13 protein-coding genes are annotated in these 20,392 nt (G+C 74.7%); 6 read left to right on the forward strand and 7 right to left on the reverse strand.

The features are described 5' to 3' along the window. Positions 1 to 4: 4 nt before the first annotated feature. Entirely contained in the window at positions 5 to 949 is a 945-nt protein-coding gene (locus ACI2LW_RS12585) for an aldo/keto reductase (protein ID WP_404731157.1), read from the forward strand. A gap of 8 nt (positions 950 to 957) precedes the next feature. On the opposite strand, the gene ACI2LW_RS12590 is transcribed toward ACI2LW_RS12585, so the two are convergent. The 4 genes from ACI2LW_RS12590 to ACI2LW_RS12605 all read right to left on the reverse strand — a co-directional run bounded on the left by ACI2LW_RS12590 (position 958) and on the right by ACI2LW_RS12605 (position 6,456). After that, positions 958 to 2,460, reverse strand: a complete 1,503-nt coding sequence (locus ACI2LW_RS12590; protein ID WP_404731158.1) for a PrsW family intramembrane metalloprotease — start codon at positions 2,458 to 2,460, stop codon at positions 958 to 960. A gap of 76 nt (positions 2,461 to 2,536) precedes the next feature. Next, entirely contained in the window at positions 2,537 to 3,415 is an 879-nt protein-coding gene (gene trmB, locus ACI2LW_RS12595; RefSeq protein WP_404731159.1) for a tRNA (guanosine(46)-N7)-methyltransferase TrmB, read from the reverse strand. Positions 3,416 to 3,516: 101 nt separating this feature from the next. Beyond that, positions 3,517 to 4,740, reverse strand: coding sequence for an L-2-hydroxyglutarate oxidase (lhgO, locus tag ACI2LW_RS12600; RefSeq protein WP_404731160.1), 1,224 nt, complete (start codon positions 4,738 to 4,740; stop codon positions 3,517 to 3,519). A gap of 291 nt (positions 4,741 to 5,031) precedes the next feature. After that, positions 5,032 to 6,456, reverse strand: a complete 1,425-nt coding sequence (locus ACI2LW_RS12605; RefSeq protein WP_404731161.1) for an MFS transporter — start codon at positions 6,454 to 6,456, stop codon at positions 5,032 to 5,034. Positions 6,457 to 7,140: 684 nt separating this feature from the next. Here ACI2LW_RS12605 and ACI2LW_RS12610 point away from each other — a divergent pair. After that, positions 7,141 to 9,222, forward strand: coding sequence for an asparagine synthase-related protein (locus ACI2LW_RS12610; protein ID WP_404731162.1), 2,082 nt, complete (start codon positions 7,141 to 7,143; stop codon positions 9,220 to 9,222). A gap of 437 nt (positions 9,223 to 9,659) precedes the next feature. Here ACI2LW_RS12610 and ACI2LW_RS12615 read toward each other — a convergent pair whose 3' ends face one another. Together ACI2LW_RS12615 and ACI2LW_RS12620 are read right to left on the reverse strand one after the other, a co-directional pair. Next, entirely contained in the window at positions 9,660 to 12,044 is a 2,385-nt protein-coding gene (locus tag ACI2LW_RS12615; protein ID WP_404731163.1) for a sigma-70 family RNA polymerase sigma factor, read from the reverse strand. Between the two features lie 152 nt (positions 12,045 to 12,196). After that, the gene (locus ACI2LW_RS12620; protein ID WP_404731164.1) at positions 12,197 to 12,979 is read right to left on the reverse strand and encodes a TetR/AcrR family transcriptional regulator; all 783 of its coding nucleotides are present in this window, start codon (positions 12,977 to 12,979) and stop codon (positions 12,197 to 12,199) included. A 397-nt stretch (positions 12,980 to 13,376) separates the two neighbouring features. Here ACI2LW_RS12620 and ACI2LW_RS12625 point away from each other — a divergent pair, with 397 nt between their 5' ends. The 3 genes from ACI2LW_RS12625 (at position 13,377) to ACI2LW_RS12635 (ending at position 17,758) form a co-directional block, all read left to right on the forward strand. Beyond that, positions 13,377 to 14,753 carry an NAD(P)/FAD-dependent oxidoreductase gene (locus tag ACI2LW_RS12625; protein ID WP_404731165.1) on the forward strand — a complete coding sequence of 459 codons (1,377 nt, stop codon included), beginning with the start codon at positions 13,377 to 13,379 and terminating at the stop codon, positions 14,751 to 14,753. A gap of 238 nt (positions 14,754 to 14,991) precedes the next feature. Further along, entirely contained in the window at positions 14,992 to 16,803 is a 1,812-nt protein-coding gene (locus ACI2LW_RS12630; protein WP_404731166.1) for a SpoIIE family protein phosphatase, read from the forward strand. Positions 16,804 to 16,942: 139 nt separating this feature from the next. Next, positions 16,943 to 17,758: a class I SAM-dependent methyltransferase gene (locus ACI2LW_RS12635; RefSeq protein WP_404731167.1), complete on the forward strand. Its 816-nt coding sequence runs from the start codon at positions 16,943 to 16,945 to the stop codon at positions 17,756 to 17,758. Positions 17,759 to 17,898: 140 nt separating this feature from the next. Here the strand turns inward: ACI2LW_RS12635 and ACI2LW_RS12640 are convergent, their stop codons facing one another. Further along, a complete protein-coding gene (locus ACI2LW_RS12640; protein ID WP_404731182.1) occupies positions 17,899 to 19,170 on the reverse strand; it encodes an MFS transporter in 1,272 nt (423 codons plus the stop codon). Positions 19,171 to 19,304: 134 nt separating this feature from the next. Here ACI2LW_RS12640 and ACI2LW_RS12645 point away from each other — a divergent pair, with 134 nt between their 5' ends. Further along, positions 19,305 to 19,853 (forward strand): MarR family winged helix-turn-helix transcriptional regulator, encoded by a 549-nt coding sequence (locus ACI2LW_RS12645; RefSeq protein WP_404731168.1) that lies wholly within the window; start codon positions 19,305 to 19,307, stop codon positions 19,851 to 19,853. The last annotated feature ends 539 nt before the right edge of the window (positions 19,854 to 20,392 follow it).

A 20,392-nucleotide genomic window follows, 5' to 3' on the forward strand; every position in this document is an offset into this window, starting at 1 on the left:
GAACATGACCTCACTACGCAAGCTGGGCGCATCCGACCTCGAGGTGTTCCCGCTCGCCCTCGGCGGCAACGTCTTCGGCTGGACCGCCGACCGGGAGCAGTCCTTCGCCGTCCTGGACGCCTATACCGCGGCCGGAGGCAACTTCGTCGACACCGCCGACTCCTACTCGGCGTGGGCCGAGGGCAACAAGGGCGGCGAGTCCGAGACGATCATCGGTGAGTGGATGAGGGCGCGCGGCAACCGCTCCGACGTCGTCATCGCCACCAAGGTCAGCCAGCACCCCGACTACCAGGGGCTGACCGCCGCCAACATCAGGGCCGCCGCGGACGCCTCCCTCAGGCGCCTGGGCACCGACCACATCGATCTGTACTACACCCACTTCGACAAGCCCGAAGTGCCGGTCGAGGAGATCATCGGCGCCCTCGACGAACTGGTGCGGGCCGGCAAGGTGCGGCACGTCGCCGCCTCCAACATCTCCGCCGAGCGCCTCCGGGCGTCACTGGACTTCTCCGAGCGCGAGGGCCTCGCCCGGTACGTGGCGCTCCAGCCGCACTACAACCTCGTCTCCCGCGACACCTACGAGGGCCCGCTGCGGAACCTCGCCGAGCGGGCCGGGCTCGCCGCCGTCCCGTACTACGCGCTCGCCTCCGGCTTCCTCACCGGCAAGTACCGGCCCGGCGCCACGGTGGACAGCGCCCGCGCCCAGGGGGCCGCCAAGCACCTCGAAACCGAGCGCGGCCGGAAGGTCCTCGCCGCCCTCGACGAGGTCGCCCGGGCGCACGACGCCGAGGTCGCCACCGTGGCGCTGGCCTGGCTCGCGGCCCGGCCGACGGTGGTTGCCCCGATCGCCTCGGCGCGCACGGTGGACCAGCTCCCGGCGCTGCTCGCGCTCGCCGACCTGCGGCTCACCGAGGAGGAACTCGAGCTGCTGACCCGGGCGTCCGCCTGAGGCGGGCCTCAGCGGTACGGGTTGTACAGGGGGCCGTACGGGGGGTCCTGCCACGCGCCCCCGGGGTGGGGGTCCCGCGGCCGGGGCGGCGGCCCGGGCCGTGGGACCGGCGGCTGCTGCGGGCGCGGGGGAGGGCCCGGCTGCTGCTGGTAGGGGCCGTACGGGGGCCGCGGCGCGGGGGCGGTCCCGTACAGGGGCTGCGGCGCCCCGGGGTAGCCGTAGGCCGGCTGCGGCGCTCCGGGGATGCCGTACGGGCCGTGCGCCGGCCACGGCGGCGGGACCATCCGCACCGGCGGGGCCGTCAGCCGCGCCGCGTGCTCCAGCGCGGGCCGGGCGGTCTCCCGTCTGCGCCACAGCTCGTTCAGCAGCTCCTGCTCCCGTACGACGAAGTCGGCGCCGGCCCGCCCGCGGCGACCGCGGTGCCGCAGGAACGCGAGCGAGGTGGCGTACGCCTCGTACTGGGCGACGGTGCGCGCCGCCGGCCTGCCCAGGTGCCGTCCGGCGTGCTCCCGGGCCAGCCTGCGGGCCCGCATGGAGCCCAGGGCGAACGGTTCGGCCGGTGTCAGCCAGCCGGCCGCCGCGTAGGCGGGCAGCTCCTCGCGCACGGTCCGCAGCTCGCGCTGCCGGGTCCAGATCGCCAGCCAGGTCAGCAGCCCGAAGGCGGGCACCATGAACGCGCCGTAGACCGCGAAGAAGCCGAACTCGCCGAAGGCCGACGAGCCGTTCCACAGGGCGTGCATGCCCATGGCGAGCAGCAGCCCGGCCGGCGGCAGCAGCACCCGCCGCAGACGCTGGCGCTCCGCGGACAGCGCGGCCGCGCCGAAGCCGAGGCCGGTCAGGACGGTGAACAGGGGGTGGGCGAACGGCGACATGATCACGCGCACGAAGAAGGTCGCCGCGGTCACCGAGGCGATGCCGCTGCCCCCGCTGAGCTGGTCGGTGCCGAAGGCGGTCCCGAGATAGAGGATGTTCTCGGTGAACGCGAAGCCGGTGGCGGTGACCCCGGCGACGACGACCCCGTCGACGATGCCGGTGAAGTCGCGTCTGCGGAAGAGGAAGATCAGCAGGACGGCGGCGGCCTTCGCGGACTCCTCCACGACCGGGGCTATCACGGTCGCGCCCAGGGTGTCCGCGCCGGACGGGTCGGCGGTCGCCGTGGCTATCCAGTGGGTGGCGAAACTGTTGGCGACGATCGCTATCAGCGCCGCCGCGCAGGCGCCCCAGGCGAACGCGAACAGCAGGTTCCGCCAGGGGCTCGGCTCGACCCGGTCCAGCCAGCGGAACGCCGCCGTCAGCAGCGGCACGGGCAGCACGGCCAGGCCCAGCCCCACCAGGAAGCCCTCGGTGCCGGTCTGCCGGCGCACCAGGGCCAGGATGACCAGCCCGGACAGCCCCAGCAGGGTGACGAGGGCGCCGTAGCGCACCCATCGCCGCTGCCACCAGTGCGGATGCCGTCCCCGGCCGCCGGTGGAACCGCTGGGATGCGTCGGGTACGGGGGACAGGTGGCCACGGCATTGACCCTAACGAGGGAGGGCGCCGCCCGCGACGGGGCCCGCACCACGGGCGGAACTCGGGATGAGGACCCGTCAGCCGCGGTCGGGGCGCTCGGTGGGGGGCTGGTCTGTCGGTTGCTGGGGGTGCTGCTCCTCGTGCTGTACGCGACGGAAGAGCAGATCGTTCACCACATGTCCCTTGTCCAGTCCCTGGCCCTCGAAACGGGTCAGCGGCCGGAAGGCGGGACGCGGCGCGAAACCGCCGTGGGGCAGGGTGTTCTCGAAGTCCGGGTGCGCGGTCAGCACTTCGAGCATCTGTTCGGCGTACGGCTCCCAGTCCGTGGCGCAGTGCACGATCGCGCCCGGACGCAGACGGGTGGCGGCCAGCGTCAGGAACTCCGGCTGGATCAGCCGCCGCTTGTGGTGGCGCTTCTTGGGCCAGGGGTCGGGGAAGTAGACGCGCAGCCCGTCGAGGGAGTCGGGCGCCAGCATCTCGCGGAGCAGGATGATGGCGTCGCCGTTGCCGACCCGGACGTTGTGCAGGCCGTCGCGGTCGGCGAGGTTCAGCAGATTGCCCTGGCCGGGGGTGTGCACGTCGACGGCGAGGATGTTGGTGTCCGGGTCCGCGCCGGCCATCTGCGCGGTGGCCTCGCCCATGCCGAAGCCGATCTCCAGCACGACGGGGTTGGTGTTCCCGAACAGCTCGGCGAGGTCGATCACCCGCTGCCCGTCGATGTCCAGCCCCCACTTGGGCCACAGCCGCCGCAGCGCCTCCGCCTGCCCGGCGGTGACCCGGCTGCGGCGCGGCTGGAAGCTCCGGATCCGCCGCTCGAAGTGCGACCCGGCGGGATCGGCCTTCGGCCCGTCGGGGAACATCGGCTCCCCCTTGTCCCTCGGCTGCCGCAAGGACACGCCGGGGGCGGGGGTGCGCAGGGAGCGGGGAGCGTCGGGGGTGTTCACGGAGTCAGCCACAGTGGTGTCGATTTTACGGCGCCCGCGGCACGGCCGGCCGGGACGCCGGGGCGGCCGCCGCCGTACGGCCGCCGTCGGACGGGCCTCGTCGGCCTCGTCCGTCACCCTGCCGACGACAGGGCCGTCAGCGCCCGGCGTGCCACCTCCCGTCCGATGGGCAGGGAGGCCGTCGCCGCCGGGGACGGCGCGTTCAGCACGTGCACGGTCCGGGCCCCCTCCCGGATCAGGAAGTCGTCCACCAGGGTCCCGTCCCGCAGCACGGCCTGTGCCCGTACACCCGCCGCCGCCGGCACCAGGTCCCGCTCCTCCACCGCGGGCAGCAGCCTGCGCACGGCCTCCGTGAACGCCGTCCTGGACAGCGACCGCCGCAGCTCCCCCGCCCCGTACCGCCAGTGCCGCCGGGCCATCCGCCACGACCCCGGCCAGCCGAGTGTCCCCGCCAGCTCCCGGGGTCTCACCACCCCCCAGCCGTACCCCTCGCGGGCCAGGGCGGGCACCGCGTTGGGGCCGACGTGCACCTCTTGGTCGATCCCCCGGGTGAGATGCACACCGAGGAACGGGAACGCCGGGTCCGGCACCGGATACACCAGCCCCCGCACCAGCTCCGGCCGGGCCAGCTCGTAGTACTCCCCCCGGAAGGGCAGGATCCGCATGCCGGGGTCGTCCCCGGTCAGCCGCGCCACCTCGTCGCAGTGCAGCCCCGCGCAGTTCACCAGCACGCGTGCGCGGACGACGTCGCCGCGCGCCGTGCGGACGGCCACCCCCCGCTCCGGCCGCCGGTCCACCCGGACGACCCGCGCCCCGTACCGGATCTCGGCGCCCGAGGCGTCCGCGAGGTGCCGGGCGACGCCCGCGAAGTCGCACACGCCCGTCGTCCCCACGTGGATCGCGGCCAGTCCGCGCACCTCCGGCTCGTACTCCGCGATCTGGGCGGCGCACAGCTCCCGCACCGGGATGCCGTTCTCCCGGCCGCGCTGCACCAGGGCGTGCAGCCGGGGCAGCTCCGCGCGGCCGGTGGCGACGATCAGCTTGCCGGTGACGGCGTGCGCGATGCCGGACTCGGCGCAGAACTTGACCATCTCGGCGGCGCCCCGCACCGCGTACCGAGCCTTGAGGGAGCCGGGCCGGTAGTAGATCCCGCTGTGGATGACACCGCTGTTGCGGCCGGTCTGGTGCCGGGCCGGGCCCGGTTCCTTCTCCAGGACGGTCACGCGTGTGCCCGGCGCGGCGCGCGTGATCGCGTAGGCCGTCGCCAGACCGACGATCCCGCCTCCGATCACCAGCACGTCACAGTCGTGAGCGAATCCTGGCCGCACCTGCCCCACCTCCCGCTTCGATAGTGCACCGCACCACTGACAATGCCTTCGAACCGGGGGCCGTACGGGAGCGGGGTCCGCCGCGGCCGGGCACGGACCAGGGACCCGGGCCGCCAGGGACCCGGGCCAGGGACCCCGGCCATGGGGCCGCGACCACGGGGCCGCGACCAGGGACCCGACCCGTGGGCCGGGCGGGGCCGGGGCGATCACGGATCAACGATCAGGATCAACGATCAGGATCAACGATCAGGATCAACGATCAGGATCAACGATCAGGGATCAGGGATCAGGCATCGGCGGTCACGCCGGCGCCACGAGCAGGGGCCGGGCCCGCTCGCGCAGCTCGGCCACGCGCGGCTCGTCGCCGTAGGGCTCCAGCCGGTGCAGCAGGTCCTTGACGTACTCCGTGGTACGCGCCGACGAGATGCGGCCGGCCACCTCCACCGCCCGTACGCCCTGCTCGCAGGCCGCGTCCAGGTTGCCCGACTCCAGCTCGGCGACCGCCGAGACCACCAGCCTGAGCCCGTGCGAGCGCACGAACTCCTCCGTGGGCCGGGACAGCGCCTGCTCGGTGAAGCGGCGGACCTGGCGCGGCGCCTTCAGGTCGCGGTAGCACTCGGCGGCGTCCGCGGCGAACCGGTCGTAGCCGTAGAAGCCCAGCCACGTCGGGTCGTTGTCGCCCTCCCGGGACCGCTCCAGCCAGCCCTCGGCCGCCTTCAGGGCCGCGCCGGCCGCCTGGGCGTCCCCGGCGCGCGCGTGCGCGCGTGCCTCGACCAGGCGGAAGAAGCTCATGGTGCGGGCCGTGGCCAGGCCGCGGTTGCGCTCCAGGGCGGCCTGCGCGAGGTCGACGCCCTCGTCGCCGAAGCCACGGTACGTCGCCTGGAGGGACATCGAGGCGAGGACGTATCCCCCGAGGGGCACGTCCGCCGCCGCGCGGGCCAGCCGCAGGGCCTGGATGTAGTACCGCTGGGCCGCCTCCTGCTGGCCGGTGTCGAAGGCCATCCACCCGGCGAGGCGGGTCAGTTCGGCGCTGGCGCCGAACAGGGCCCGGCCCACCTCGTCGGAGTACGACCCGAGCAGCAGCGGGGCGGCCTCGACCCGCAGGCACTCCGGCACCATCGACGAACGCCAGTCGCCGCCCCCGTACTTGGAGTCCCAGCGCCTGGCGTCCTCGGCGGCCTCGCGCAGCTTGCGCACGTCGCTGTGGCCGACTTTGATCGGTGCGCCCGAGCCCTCGCCGCCCGCCGCCTCGCGCGCCACCGAACTGTCGGCCGGGGTTATCAGCCAGCGGGAGGCGGGCGTTGCGTATGCGGTCACTGCGAACGATCCGGCGAGCGACTGCCAGATGCCGCCGGAACCGGCCCGGCGGCCGGCGAGGTCGAGCCGGTACAGCTCCGTGGCCGACCTGACCGCCTGGCCGACATCCCTGGGGAAGGCGAGGCCCACCTCGGGTGCGGGATCCGCGTCCGCCAGGCCGATCTCGTGGAGCGGCACCGGGCGGCCGAGCTTCTGCCCGATGGCGGCGGCGATGAGGTGCGGCGCCGCGCCCTGCGGCACCATTCCCTTCGACACCCAGCGCGCCACCGAGGTCTTGTCGTAGCGAAGCGTCAACCCGCGCTGGGCGCCGAGGTCGTTGACGCGACGCGCGAGTCCCGCGTTGCTGATTCCCGCGAGGGCGAGAACGGCGCCGAGCTTTTCGTTCGGCCCGCGTTGCTCCCTGGACATGCGCCACCCCTCGACACAGACGGCTGCCGCGCTGGCATAACCACGCGGCATTCGTAAACCCAGCGTAGTTCGCCGCATCCCAAGCGTTAAGGGGCATTCTTCCGGATGGCGGGATTGTGGTACGCACGGGAGTACGGGGCCCTGCACGCAGGGTTGCGGCGCGCTCCCGCCGTGTGGCCGTGCGCCCGTCCGTGCGCTCTTCTCCGGCCACGGGGGGAGCGGTTCCATGGTGATGCGTGGGTCGGCCCGCTGTACTGGATCCAGTGGGCTGGGGGACACCGCCGCCTCCATCCCCGCGGGCGGCGGACCGGTCCGGGAGGCGAACCGCGCCTCCCGGACTGTGCGTTGCCGGCGTGCGGCGCGGACCATGTACGGAGAGTGCGCCACGCCTGTCCCCGCGGCCGTGATTTGGCCGAAAATCATCCCTGCCTCTGATCTCTAATTCCCCTTCCCACCACGGGACTTGACGGCGCGAAGGGCGGCCGGGGGAGCGCATCAGGGGGCGCATTCAGGTCGCACCGGCCTTGCCCTGCAAGGGCGTTCGCCACTGAGGGAGCGGGCGCACAAGGGCGCGCGCGGCGGGCCGAAGGCGGCTCCGCCTCCGCTCCGGCGCGCCTCCTTCGTGGCAGCATGGTGACCCGGTTCGTACGGTGCACTGGTTGTCCACAGTCCGTGGAGGCGTCCATGCGGTGGTTGGTGGGATGGAGCAGCACCGCCACGGGGGCAGCCGGGACCGGCTCCGCGGGCGCCACCGGACACGACGGGGAGACCCTGCACCCGGTGGGCTCCCAACTGCTGTGGGGCGACCCCGACCCGCTGTGGGCGGTCGGCGACTGGCGCCCCGACGAGGTCCGCCTGGTGAGGGCCGACGCCCAGACCCAGATCGCCGTCCTCGGCGTCTGCGGCGCCTCCGACGACCAGCTGCGGGTGGGACTGCTCGCCGCGCGCGGCGGCGCACTGCGGCATCTGACCGCCTGGCCGGGCAGCTACACCGCCGTCGTCCGCGTGGGCCGGCGCATCACCGTGTGCGGCGACCTCGCGGGCGCCCGCCCGGTGTTCCACACCCCCTGGGCCGGCGGCACCGCGTACGCCACGGCCGCGCTGCCGCTGGCCGACCTCATCGAGGCCAATCTCGACTTCGGGCACCTCGCGGCGCTGCTCGCCGCCCCGGACGTGCCCGCCGCCGTCGAGGACTCCACCCCGTACGACGGTGTGCGGCGCGTCCCGCCGGGACACGCGCTGATCCTGCGCGCCGGGGCGCGCGAGGTCGCCGGGTACGAGCCGGTCGCCTCGCTCGCGGTGGCGGCTCCCGCGGCCGACCCGGACCGCGCGGTCGACGCGGTGCGCGACGCCCTGGTCGAAGCGGTGCGCGCGCGTCTGTCCGCCCCGCGCCACGTGCCCGACATCGATCCCGGCCCGGTGCCGGGCATGGGTCCCGCCGAGCGGCGCGCGGCGCGCGGGATGCCGGTGCCGGGCATCGGCGCGGACCTGTCCGGAGGGCCGGCCTCGGGAACGCTCGCGCTGCTGGCGGCGGGCCTGCCGGGCAGGCCCGGCACGCTGCTCGGACACGGCACCGGCGCCGGTGAGCGCCTGCTGGCCGTCACCTTCAACGACCTCGCCGTCGGCGGACGGGAGGCCGAGCTCGAGCGCGCCGGAGCACTGGCGGCCAACCCGCGGCTGCACCACGTGGTGGTGGCGGGCGGCGAGGACGTGCTGCCGTTCGCCGACCTGGACGGGCCGCTGACGGACGAACCGGGGCCGTCGCTGGTGTGGGCCGCCCGGCACCGCGCACGCCTGGCCTCGGGCAGCGCGGACCACTTCACCGGGTACGGGGCACGGCAGGTGCTGGACGCCCACCCGGCCCGGCTCGCCGACCTCCTGATGGACCGCAAGCGGCGCCACCTGGTCAGACCCGTCGCCGCGCTCACCCGGGCCGACGGGTCGGTGATGGTCCCCGCGCGCGTGTACGGCGCGGCGCGGCGGCTGGCGCGGACGCCGTACCGCACGGGCCTCGAGGCGCTGGCCGAGCGGCTGCTGCAGCGCCGCTTCGACGAGCCCGGGGGCGCGGTGGGGGCGTCGCTGGCCGCGCTCACCTGGGCGGGACACGGCCCCGCGGCGCGATGGCTGACCGGCGAGGCACTGGCTGAAGTATCGGTTCGCCTCCAGCGGGCGACGAGCCGTGCGGCGGTCGTCGGTCCCGGGCAGCGGCCCGGGGACTACCGCGCGCGTGCCGCCCTGGCACGGCAGGCCGCCGACGTGCGGGTGCTGGAGCAGGCCGCGGAGATCCGCTCGCAGCGGCTGCACACGCCGTTCCTCGACAACCAGGTCGTGCGGGCGTGCCGGGAGCTGCCGGAGGCACTGCGGGTGCGGCCGGGGGCGCGGGGGGAGATCCTGCGCGCGGTACTGGAGGGCGCGGGCGTCGGGGAGTTGCCGCCCGGGTGGGGCGCTCCCTCGCACGCCCCGGCGGCGGCCGCCGCCCGGACGGGGCTGCGGGTGGCCGTGGACGGCCTGATGGACCTGTTCGCCACCCCGCTGCTCGCCGAGGCGGGGCTGGTGGAGGCCCGGGTGGTGCGCAAGGCGTTGCGGGGTGCCGCGGAGGGCGAGGCGCTGCCGCTGGAGGGGCTGGCCGACCTGGTGTCGCTGGAGGTGTGGCTGCGGCGGCTGCTGGCGCGGCGGGGGACGTGCTGGACGGGCACGCCGGCCCGTGCCCGGGCGGTACCGGCGGGAATCGCACCGCAGCGCGGGGCGCTGGCCTCGGGCGCGTGAGCGGGGGCCGGTGAGCCGGGTCCGGCAGTCGGGGCCGGCGCGTGGAGGCTGGTGCGTGGGCCGGTGCGCGGGGTCGTTCGGGCGGGCGGGCGTTCCGGCCGCGTCGTGCTGGGCGTGGGGGCGGTGAGCGGGGCCCGGGAGCGGTGGGTGTCCCGGCCGTCGTGCTGGGCGCCGGAGCGCTGGATCGCGAATGTCCTCGAGCGCGGGCGCGCCGGAATCCGGGAGCGCGGGAGCGCGGGAGCGTGTGACCGGGTGGGCGGTGTGCGTGGTGTGACGGGGACGGGGAGGAGTCGGCGCGAGCGCTGTGCGCGGCGGGCTGCTGCCGTGGCACCGAGCGGCGGGCTGCCGAGGCAGCACCCACCCGGCCCCGTGCGCTCTCGGCGCGAAGGCCCGCCGCCCGCGGGCACGCGTGTCACCAACGTCCCGGTACAGCGCACCTAGTGGCAGGTGAAACCGGCCTGTGCCCAGTCGGCCAGTGCGGCCGTGCCGAAGGCGCCGCGCGGCTCGACGGCCAGGCGTACCGTGCGGTGGCCGGCGAGGTCCACGTGCACGGGTACGGGGGCGTCACCGGCCCGCACCGGCTCGGACTTCCACAGGCGGACTCCGTCGGCGTACACCGAGAAGGACACCCTGCCCAGCCCGGCCGTCAGGTCGTCGACGCCGGCCAGGGCGTCGAAGGCGGTGCACGCGCGGTTGAGGTCCACGGTCACGGACGACCGGCCGTGGACGGCCGTCCCGTCGGTGTACCGCTTGCCGGCGATCGACATGCCGTACCGCTGCCACACCCAACTGCTCGCTCCCAGGCGCATCTCGGGCCGGGTGCCGTCGCCGGTGAGGTCGTAGTCCAGTGCGCTCCAGCGGTGGACGGACGAAGCCGGCGGGGGTGGCGGGGCCGGGGCAGGCGGTGCCGAGCCGTCCGTCGCGGAGGGTTCCGGCGGGGGCGGCGGGGAGGCCGGGGGCGGTGACGTGGGGGCCGGCGCGGGAGCGGGCGCGCGCACGGGCGTGGGGCGCGGTGACGGTGCGGGGGCGGAGGGCCGGGGCGACGTGGCCGGGTGCACCGGCGGGGCCGGGGCGGGCTTCGGGGGGACCTTCGGGGGGACGGGCTCGGGTGGTCCGGGCGCGGGCGGCTCGGGTTCGACGTCCGGGGCGGAGACGGGCGGCGGGGCGGAGGCCGCCTCGCGGTCCGGTGTCTCGTGGCCGGCCAGGGCGAGCGCGACCGCCGTGGCGGCCAGGGCGGCGACACCCGCCGCGATGCCCGCCTTCACCGGTACGCCCAGCCCCTCGGAGACGGCCGCGCCGGCCCCGCCGGAGGAACCGCCCGCGGGCGCCGTGGCGGCCCCCACGGCCCCCGAGGCACCTGCGGCACCCGCCACGCCTGCCGTGCCCGCCCCGCCGACGATCAGGCCGAGCGCCTTGCCGTAGCCCGCGGCGCCGAACCAGCCGATGACGGCGACCGGCACCACGGCGGGGAGGCCGCCGGCGACCTCTTCGATCTGACTGGCCGCCAGCCGGCACCGCGCACACTCCTCCAGGTGCTTGCGCAGGCCCCGTTCGGCGCGGGCGCGCAGCTTGCCGCGGGCGTACCCGCCGAGCCGGCCGGCGTAGCGGGCGCACTCCCCGTCGGCGGTCAGGGCCGCGCTGACGTGGGCCTGGAGATAGGCCTGGCGCAGCCCCTCGCGGGCCCGGCCGGCCAGGACGCGCGTGCCGTTGGCGTCCAGCCCGAACAGGGTGGCGACCTCGCTGGGCGACTCGTCCTCCACCTCGGTGTGCCACAGCACGGCCTGCCAGCGCTCGGGCAGCGAGCGGAAGGCCCGCACGGCCAGGGACCGCTCGGCCTCGTGCAGGGCGCGCACCTCCGCGCCCACGTCGTGGGCGGCGTCCTCGGCGACCTCGTGGTCGCGCACGGCGCGGGCGGCGAAGACCGCGAAGTCGTCGACGAGCCGCTCACGCCCGGCCGTCCTGGTCCAGCGCGCGGCGACGTGCCGGACGGTGGTGAGCAGATAGGCGCGTACGGCGTGCTCGGGCCCGGAGCCGCCGCGCACCGCCTGGAGCACGCGGGCGAACACCTCGGCGGTGAGGTCGTCGGCGGTGTGCGCGTCACGGCAGCAGGTGCGGGCGTACCGGCGTACGGCGTCGGCGTGGCGCCGGTACAGCTCCCCGTACGCCGCGTCGTCGCCCGCCCGCACCCGCCCGATCAGCTCGGCGTCGGACGGCGGACGCCGCACCGGGACGGGCACCGCCGCGCCGACGTCCCGCTCCCGCCACTCACGCTGCGCCGGAACCCCCTGCGCCGGGACGTCACCTTGCCCCGGCACCGAACCTTGCCCCGGCACCGAACCTTGCCCCGGCACCGAACCCTGGCCCGGGACCGCGCCCGGCACCGGCGCACCACCCTGTGGCGGGATGCCGCCCGGCGGCTGTGCACCGGCCTCCGGAACGCCGCCATGCGGCAGGCCGGAACGCGGTGGGTCGGTGGCCGACGAGTCGGCGTGCGGCGAGTCGGCGTGCGGCGAGTCGGCGTCCAGCCCGTCGGTGCGCGCCGCGTCGGTGCGCGGAAGGTCGGCGTGCGGCACGTCGGTGTCCGGCAGGCCGGCGTGCGGAGCTCCGCACGGCCGTCCCTGGGGCGGTACATGCGAGGAGTACGGCCCCTGCCCGGGAGGCTCGCGGAACTCCTCCCGCAGTTCCTCCCGGAACTCCTCCCGGGACCGCTCCCGCGATTCCTCCCGGGACCGCTCCCGAGGCCGTTCCAGCGGACGTTCCCGCGGCTCCCGCGCACCCGTCTCGTCGTCCCCGGGTGACGCGTCGCGCCCGTCAACGCCCATCGCGGATAGCCCCTGCCGCCTGCCCAGCCGTCCCGATCACCGGGTCAGAGTGCCACAGCGGCCCCGGGCCAGGGCCGGTCCGCGCAGGTCATCCACTCATCCGTGGGGACTTGCCGCGGTCCGGTCCGGACATTCACCCGTACGGGGCACGCTCACGCCGGCCGAGACCGCAGGCCCTCCAGCAGGATGTCCAGCAGCCGTGCCGAGGCGGCCGCCTGCTGGGCGGCGTCCGGAAGGGAGGGTGCCGCGGTGGCGATGACCAGCAACACGTCCGACACCGATACGTCGGGGCGCAGTTCGCCCGCCGCGCGCGCCCGCTCCACGAGCCGGCCCACCACCTCGAGCAGCGCCGCCGCCCCCGTGTCGTCGTCCGCGTCCGCCGGCCGGGCCGCCGAACCGTCGGCCACGAGCCGCAGCTCCCCGGCGCCCGGCTGGACCCGCTGCTGCGGTACCCGCGGATCGGCCGCGACGGCCGCGCCGGTGCGCTCCTCGGCCACGCCGACCCGCAGCACCTGCGGCGGCAGCAGCCGCCCGGCGCCGGAGGCGACCGAGGTGCGCAGGAAGCGCGAGAGCGCCGACCACGGCTCGTCCTCCTGGCCGAGCGCCGCCCGCGCCTGGTCGGTCAGCCGGGCCGTCTCCTCCTCGGCTATCCGCCGCACCAGGACGTCCTTGCTGGGAAAGCGCCGGTACACCGTGCCGACACCGACCCGGGCGCGCCGCGCCACGTCCTCCATCGGCGCGCCGTAGCCCAGCTCGCCGAAGACCTCGCGTGCCGCGCGCAGCACGTGTTCGAGGTTGCGCTGCGCGTCCACCCGCAGCGGGGTGGTCCGCGCGGACCGGGCCTCGTCCCCGCGCCCGCCCGTCGTCGCGCCGATCGTCCCGCCACCGGCTGCGACGGCGGATGCGGTAGACCATCGAGTGTCCTGAATGTGCATGAATGTTCCCCCGGTCATGACGTCTCCCCCCGGAGACTCTCTCCCCGTCACCGAATCCGGGATGCCCGGAACCGGGATCGTGCACGACCGAGCCCGCCCCGAGGTCCGGTGGGACCTCGCCGACCCGTTCGACAACCTCCCCTACACCCCGTCGACACACGAACATAGTTGAGAGGGGGTCAATTCAGAAGGGGCAGGTTCCGCACGGAGCGCCCCCCGATCGGAGTACGGGTCGCATACGTCCCGATTGCACCCCCGCCCGGATCCCCGTTCACCCGCGCTGACCTGCGTGCTTCCTCCTCGCTCGGGTGATTCGGCCAACCCCGCGCGCCCGCGGCCGACGGTCACACAAGTCGCCGGGGCTGTGGACAAACGGCAGCGTCGGGTGCGTCATGGGATGGTGAAGGAACGTGCGCGCATTCTCGTTGTCGGCGGCGGCTACGTCGGGATGTACACGGCCCTGCGCCTGCAGCAGCGGATGAAACAGGAACTCAGGCGGGGCGAGATCGAGATCACGGTCGTCACACCCGACCCCTATATGACGTATCAGCCGTTCCTTCCGGAGGCGGCGGCCGGCGCGATCTCCCCGCGCCATGTCGTGGTGCCGCTGCGGCGCGTCCTCGACCAGTGCCGCATCGTCGTCGGCGAGGCGACGTCCATCGACCACGCGCACCGCACCGCGACCGTCACCACCCTCGCCACCGAGGAGACCGGCGGCACCGAGCAGCTGACGTACGACGAACTCGTCCTCGCGCCCGGCTCCGTCGCGCGCACCCTGCCCATCCCCGGACTCGTCGACTACGGCATCGGTTTCAAGACCGTCGAGGAGGCCATCGGCCTGCGCAACCACGTCCTCGAACAGCTGGACATCGCCTCCTCCACCCGTGACCCGGCGATCCGCGACGCCGCCCTGACCTTCGTCTTCGTCGGCGGCGGCTACGCGGGCGTGGAGGCCCTGGGGGAGCTCGAGGACATGGCCCGCTACGCAACCCGCTACTACCACAACGTCAAACCCGGGGACATGAAGTGGATCCTCGTGGAGGCCGCGGACCGCATCCTGCCCGAGGTCGGCGAGGAGATGGGCCGCTACACGGTCTCCGAGCTCCGCCGCCGCAACATCCAGGTGCTCCTCGGCACCCGGCTGGAGTCGTGCGCCGACCGTGTCGCCGTACTCAGCGACGGCCAGCGCTTCCCGACCCGCACGATCGTGTGGACCGCGGGCGTCCGGCCGCATCCGGTCCTGGCCGCCACCGACCTGCCGCTGAACGACCGCGGACGCCTGAAGTGCACCGCCCGGCTGACCGTCGAGGGAGTCGAGCACGCCTGGGCCGCGGGGGACGCCGCCGCCGTCCCCGACGTCACCGCGGACGAACCCGGCGCGCTGACCCCGCCCAATGCCCAGCACGCCGTGCGCCAGGCCAAGCTCCTGGGCGACAACATCGCCCACGCGCTGCGCGGCGAGCCCCTGGAGACCTACGCGCACCGGTACGCCGGTTCGGTCGCCTCCCTCGGCCTGCACAAGGGCGTGGCCCAGGTCTACGGGCGCAAACTCAAGGGCTGGCCCGCCTGGTTCATGCACCGCACCTACCACCTCAGCCGGGTCCCCACCTTCAACCGCAAGGCCCGCGTGATGGCGGAGTGGACCCTGGCGGGACTGTTCAAACGGGAGATCGTCTCCCTCGGCTCGCTGGAACATCCCCGCGCGGAGTTCGAACTCGCGGCCGGTGGAAAGCATCCTCTCGACCCGAACATCAACCCGAAAGGGTCGTCCTGACCGAACCGGGGAACTCCGCCGCACCTCCCCGGCGTCCAACGGACGCGTGCGCGGCCGGCCGCACTGCCAGACTGGTCCCCGACCGGAGGCGGAAGGCCGCCCGCACCCGTCACCGATGGCGCGTTCCCGCTGTGCCGCACCTGCTGGGGCAGTAAGAATGTGCGGTCACCGCGGCGCGGCCCCAGACACCCGGCCGGGCCCGGAGCCGGCCTGAGACCACGACACGAGGCAAGGATTCGTGAACTTCACGCGCTGGAGCGCCCGGCTCCCCGGCATCCCCGGAACGCAGCGCCGCGCCGCAGCGCGGACCGATCTCGCGACGGCACCGGAGCGGCGGGCCGACGGCTCCGTCCCCGCCGCCCGCGTCGAGCAACCCACCGGCCGGGCGGCGTCCGTGCCCGCCGTGGACGAACTGCCCGCGCGCGAGGTCCTCGACCGCGTCCCGGCCCTCGTGGCGCTCGTCCACGGCCCCGACCACCGCGTCGCCTACGTCAACGACGCCTACGCGACGGCCTTCGGCACCCGGCCGCTCGGCGCCCCCGCCCGCGAGGCGCTGCCCGAACTGCGCGACCTCGGCCTGCTGCCGCTGCTCGACCAGGTGCTGCGCAGCGGCAGGTCCCGCACCCTGAAGTCGCGCAAGGCGCCCGACGGCCGCTCGTACACCTTCACCTGCACCCCCGTCACCGACGCCCGCACCCCGGTCACCGACGCCCGCGCCGAGGCAGGTACCGCCGCCGCCACCGACGGGCGTACCGCCGCCGCCACCGACGGGCGTACCGGGACCGGCACCGAGGCCCGTACCGCCGCCGGCGCCCGTACCGTCGCCCGGGGCGCGAACCCGGGCGTCCTGGTGTTCGCCACCGACGTCACCGACCACGCCGAGGCCGCCGAACGCCTGCGCGCCAGCGAACGCCGCCAGCGCGAGACGGCGGTCACCCTCCAGCGCTCCCTCCTCCCCCAGGTGCTCGAAGAGCCCGACGACCTGCGCATCGCCGCCACCTACCAGCCCGGCGGCACGGAGGCCGCGGTCGGCGGCGACTGGTACGACGTGATCACCCTCGGCGGCGGCCGCACCGCCCTCGTCATCGGCGACGTGATGGGCCGAGGGGTGCGGGCCGCCGCCGTCATGGGCCAGCTCCGCACCGCCGTGCGCGCCTACGCCCGCCTGGACCTGCCCCCGCACGAGGTCCTCCAGCTGCTCGACGGTCTCGCCGCGGAGATCGACGCCAACCAGATCGCGACCTGCGTGTACGCCGTCCACGACCCCAACGAGGGCCGGCTGGTGTACGCGTCGGCCGGCCATCTGCCCATCCTGGTCCGCGACGAGAGCGGCGCGGTCCTGCGCGCCGACGAACCCACCGGCCCGCCGCTGGGCACCGGCGGCTGGATGCACGCCTCCGGCTCGGTCCCGCTGGGCCCCGGCTCCACGGCGGTGCTCTACACCGACGGCCTGGTCGAACGCCGGGACGAGGACCTCGACGAGGGCATCGCCGCCCTGGAGCGCGCCCTGGCCGGCGCCACCGGCACACCCCAGGTGGTCTGCGACCGCCTGGTCCGCTCGGCCGGAGTGCAGGCGGACCACGACGACGACGTGGCCGTCCTCGTCCTCCAGCAGCCCGCGCGCACCGGCCCGGACAGCGAGCTGTTCCGCAACGCGGCCCTGGAACTCCTGGGCGGCGTCGAGGCGGCGCCGCGCGCCCGGGCCTTCGCCTCCGGCGTCCTGACCAGCTGGCGGTTCCCGCCCGACCTGCACGACCAGGGTGTCCTCGCCGCCAGCGAACTCGTCGCCAACTCCCTCCAGCACGGCACCCCGCCCATGCGGCTGCGCCTGCGCCGCACCGACCGCCGGCTGATCGTCGAGGTCACCGACGGCGACGACCATCTGCCCCGGCGCCGCCGCGCCGGGCCGGGCGACGAGTCCGGCCGGGGCATCGCCATCGTCGCCACCATCGCCTCCAGCTGGGGCGCGCGGCGCACACCGGGCGGCGGAAAGGCGGTGTGGTGCGAGTTCGCCTTCGCCCGCGGCACGGACGGAACGAGCGCGCGCTGAGGGAGACGAGCGCGCGCTGAGGGAGACGAGCGCGCGCTGAGGGGGACGAGCGCGCGCTGAGGGGAACGTCACCGCCCGGTCCGGCGGGCGGACCGCGCGGCGGCTGGGCGAAGCGGCCGCGCGGTGCTACTAGCTGACCATGGCAGACACACCCGGATTCCACCTCAAGGGCACCGCCCCCGAGCGCTACGAGCGGTACGCCGCGCCGCTCATGGCGCCCTTCGTCACCGCGCTCCTGGACGCCGCCGACCTCTACCCCGGCGCCACGGTCCTCGACCTCGCCTGCGGCACCGGCTTCGTCGCCCGGGGCGCCGCCGCCCGGGTCGGCCCGGCCGGCCGGGTCCACGGCGCCGACCTCAACGAGGGCATGGTCAAGGTCGCCCGGGTCCACCACCCCCGGATGTACCCCGACATCGAGTTCACCGCGGCGTCCGCCGACCGCCTCCCCTACCCGGACGCCACCTTCGACGTGGTCGTCTGCCAGCAGGGCGCCCAGTTCTTCCCCGACCTCGACGCGGCCCTGGCCGAGGTCGCCCGCGTCACGCGCCCCGGCGGCCGTTTCGCGGCCACCGTCTGGGCGGACCGCTCGCTGTCGCCGTACTTCGCGGCGCAGTACGAGGTCGTCGCCGAGTACGGCGGCGCCCGAGTCGCCGAGAGCTGCGCCGCCGCCCTGGCCTGCACCGCCGACCGCCTCACCACCGGCCTGGAGACCGCCGGCTTCCACGACGCGACCGCCCACCAGGTCACCTTCGGCATCACCCTGCCGCCGCTGGACACCTACGCCCGCGACCAGCTCTCCGCCACCCCCTGGGGCCAGGAACTCCTCGACACCCGGGGCGAGGAGGCCCTGACCGAGGCCGGCCGCGCCATGGCCGCCCGCCTGGCCGACCGTACGGCGGCCGACGGCACGGCCACCCTGCCCTTCACCGCGACCCTCGCCACGGCCGTCCGCTGACCACCGGCCCGCACCGCTGACCACCCGTCCGCACCGTGGGCACCACCCCGCACCGAGGGCACCGCCCCGCACCGCGGGCCCACGACACGCAGAAGGCGGCCGTCACCCGAAGGTGACGGCCGCCCCGGCCGGCCGGCGACTCACGCCTCCGCGGCCACCGTCCCGGGAACCGGTCCACCCCGGGCGACCACCCGGCTGCGCGCGGCCCACGGATGATCCTGGGCCACGGTCAGCCGCCGCCCCAGCCGCAGCGCGAGCACGCTGATCCCCACCGAGAACACCAGGAACGTCGCCACGTACGGTCCCGCCAGCGAGGCCGCCAGCGGCCCGCCCACCGCGGGACCCACCGCCAGCGCGAGCTGCTTCACCAGGGCGAAGGCGGAGTTGTACTGCCCCGCCAGCCCGGCCGGAGCCAGATCGGCGACCAGCGGAGCGACCGTCGGCGACAGCATCGCCTCACCGAGCCCGAACAGCGCGTACGTCGACACGAACGCGGCCGTGGCCATCGCCCGGCTGCCGTGCCCCAGCCCCGCGTACGCGGCGACGCTCCAGGCCAGCGCCCAGATCAGCCCCACCGCGGCGATCACCCGGGTGCGCCGCTGCCGCTCCACGAACCTCAGGACGGCGAACTGCGCGACCACGATCACCAGGGTGTTCGCGGCCAGCGCGGTACCCAGCGTCGACGTGGAGATCCCGGCCGCCTCCACACCGTAGGCGCTCAGGCCGGACTCGAACTGCCCGTAGCAGGCGAAGAACAGCACGAAGCCCAGAACGCACAGCTGCACCATGGCCCGGTTGCCGAGCAGCTGCCGCCAGCTGCCCCTCGCCGGCTGCCCGGCCCGCGCGGGCGCGTCCCCGATGTGCGGCGCGTACGGCGTCCGCACGGTCGACATCAGCACCACCAGGACCAGGAACACCGCCGCCTCGATGGCGAAGAGCAGCGTGAACGAGGAGATCCGCGTGGTGTCCACGAGGTGACCGCCGATGAGGCCGCCCACGCCGAGCCCCAGGTTCTGCAGGAAGAACTGCGTGGCGAAGGCGCGCGACCGCGTCTCGGCGGTCGAGCAGTCCACGATCATCGTCGCGAGCGCCGGCTGCATCACGGCCTGACCGGCGCCCAGCACCGCGGCCCACAGCAATACGGTCGCCGCGCCGCTCGCGAGCCCGAGCCCCAGTGCCCCCAGCGCCGCCATGAGCAGGGCGGCGAGCAGCACCGGCAGCGGGCCGCGCCGCACGATCGCCCGGCCGGCGAACGGCAGCACGATCAGCGCGGCCACGGCGAAGACGGCGAGGACCGACCCCGCCGTCATGGCACCCAGAGCCCGCACCTGCGCCACGTAGACGTACAGATAGGGGACGGTGAAGCCGAGCCCGAACGCGCTGAGTGCGTTGCCCACGTGGATCCGGCGCATCGCTGCGCCCATCGCCCTGGTCACGCTCACCTCTCTCACTAGTTAAACGTGAAGACTTAGAAGCTAAAGTTCGAAGCTAAAGAGTACACAGTGAAGGACTTCGAGGCAAAGTCGACGCGTGCCATACTGCGGCCATGGGCGACACCCCCGGCCTCACCGAGCCGACCCTCGACGAGCAGATCGCCGCGTACCAGCGCGAGTTCCAGGACCTCGACCCCCAGGTCGAGAAGATCGTCAGCGCGCTGTCCCGGCTGAACCGCCGGATGAACGTCGCCTACGGCCGCCAGACCGCCGAGCTCGGCATCAGCAATGCCGACTGGGAGGTCCTCAAGGCCCTCGTCCTGTCGGGCGCGCCCTACCGCATGGGCCCCAGCGAACTCGCCAAGCGCCTCGGTCTCACGCCGGCCGCCATGACCCACCGGATCGACCGCATGGTCGCCGAGGGACTGGTCACCCGGGAGCGCGACGAGACCAACCGGGTGCGGGTGATCGTGGAGCTGACCTCCGCCGGCCGGGAGAAGTGGCTGGAGGCGATGCGTCTGGCCACGGTCTTCGAGGAGGACCTCCTCCAGGACCTGTCCCCGCAGGAGCGCGCCGCCCTCGGCGACGTCCTCATCCGCCTGCTGCGCAGGGTGGAGCACGCCCAGCCGGACGCCGGCGGACGTCTGACCGACCTGGACTGAAGCTCCTGGGCGGGGGCACTTGACACGGCCCCTCGGCGTCCGTAAGGTTCTTCGGGTTGTCACGGGACCGGAACGGTTCTGCGGCAGCGACTTCCGCCGCACACGCGGCACACCACACCTCAGTACGGCCTCCCAGTGGGAAAGATTTCGGCGTGCCCGAATTCAATTCCGCGCCCGAATCGACCTCGATTTGGGAAACACGGAGAGAGTCCGCTAAGGTTTGAAACGTCGGAACGGCCCAACGGCCGGGAGGACGAACCCCGCTGACTGGGGATCAGGTCGGAAAAAGATCTGATAGAGTCGGAAACACCGAAGGGAAGCGCCCGGAGGAAAGCCCGAGAGGGTGAGTACGAAGGAAGCGTCCGTTCCTTGAGAACTCAACAGCGTGCCAAAAGTCAACGCCAGATATGTTGATACCCCGTCTCCGGCCGGCATCGGCCGGGACGTGGTTCCTTTGAAAAAAACACAGCGAGGACGCTGTGAACCACTGGACTATTCCTCCGGTGGTTCCGCTCTCGTGATGTGTTCGCCCCGATCAC

Source organism: Streptomyces sp. NPDC004065 (genome assembly GCF_044903565.1).
Taxonomy (GTDB): domain Bacteria; phylum Actinomycetota; class Actinomycetes; order Streptomycetales; family Streptomycetaceae; genus Streptomyces.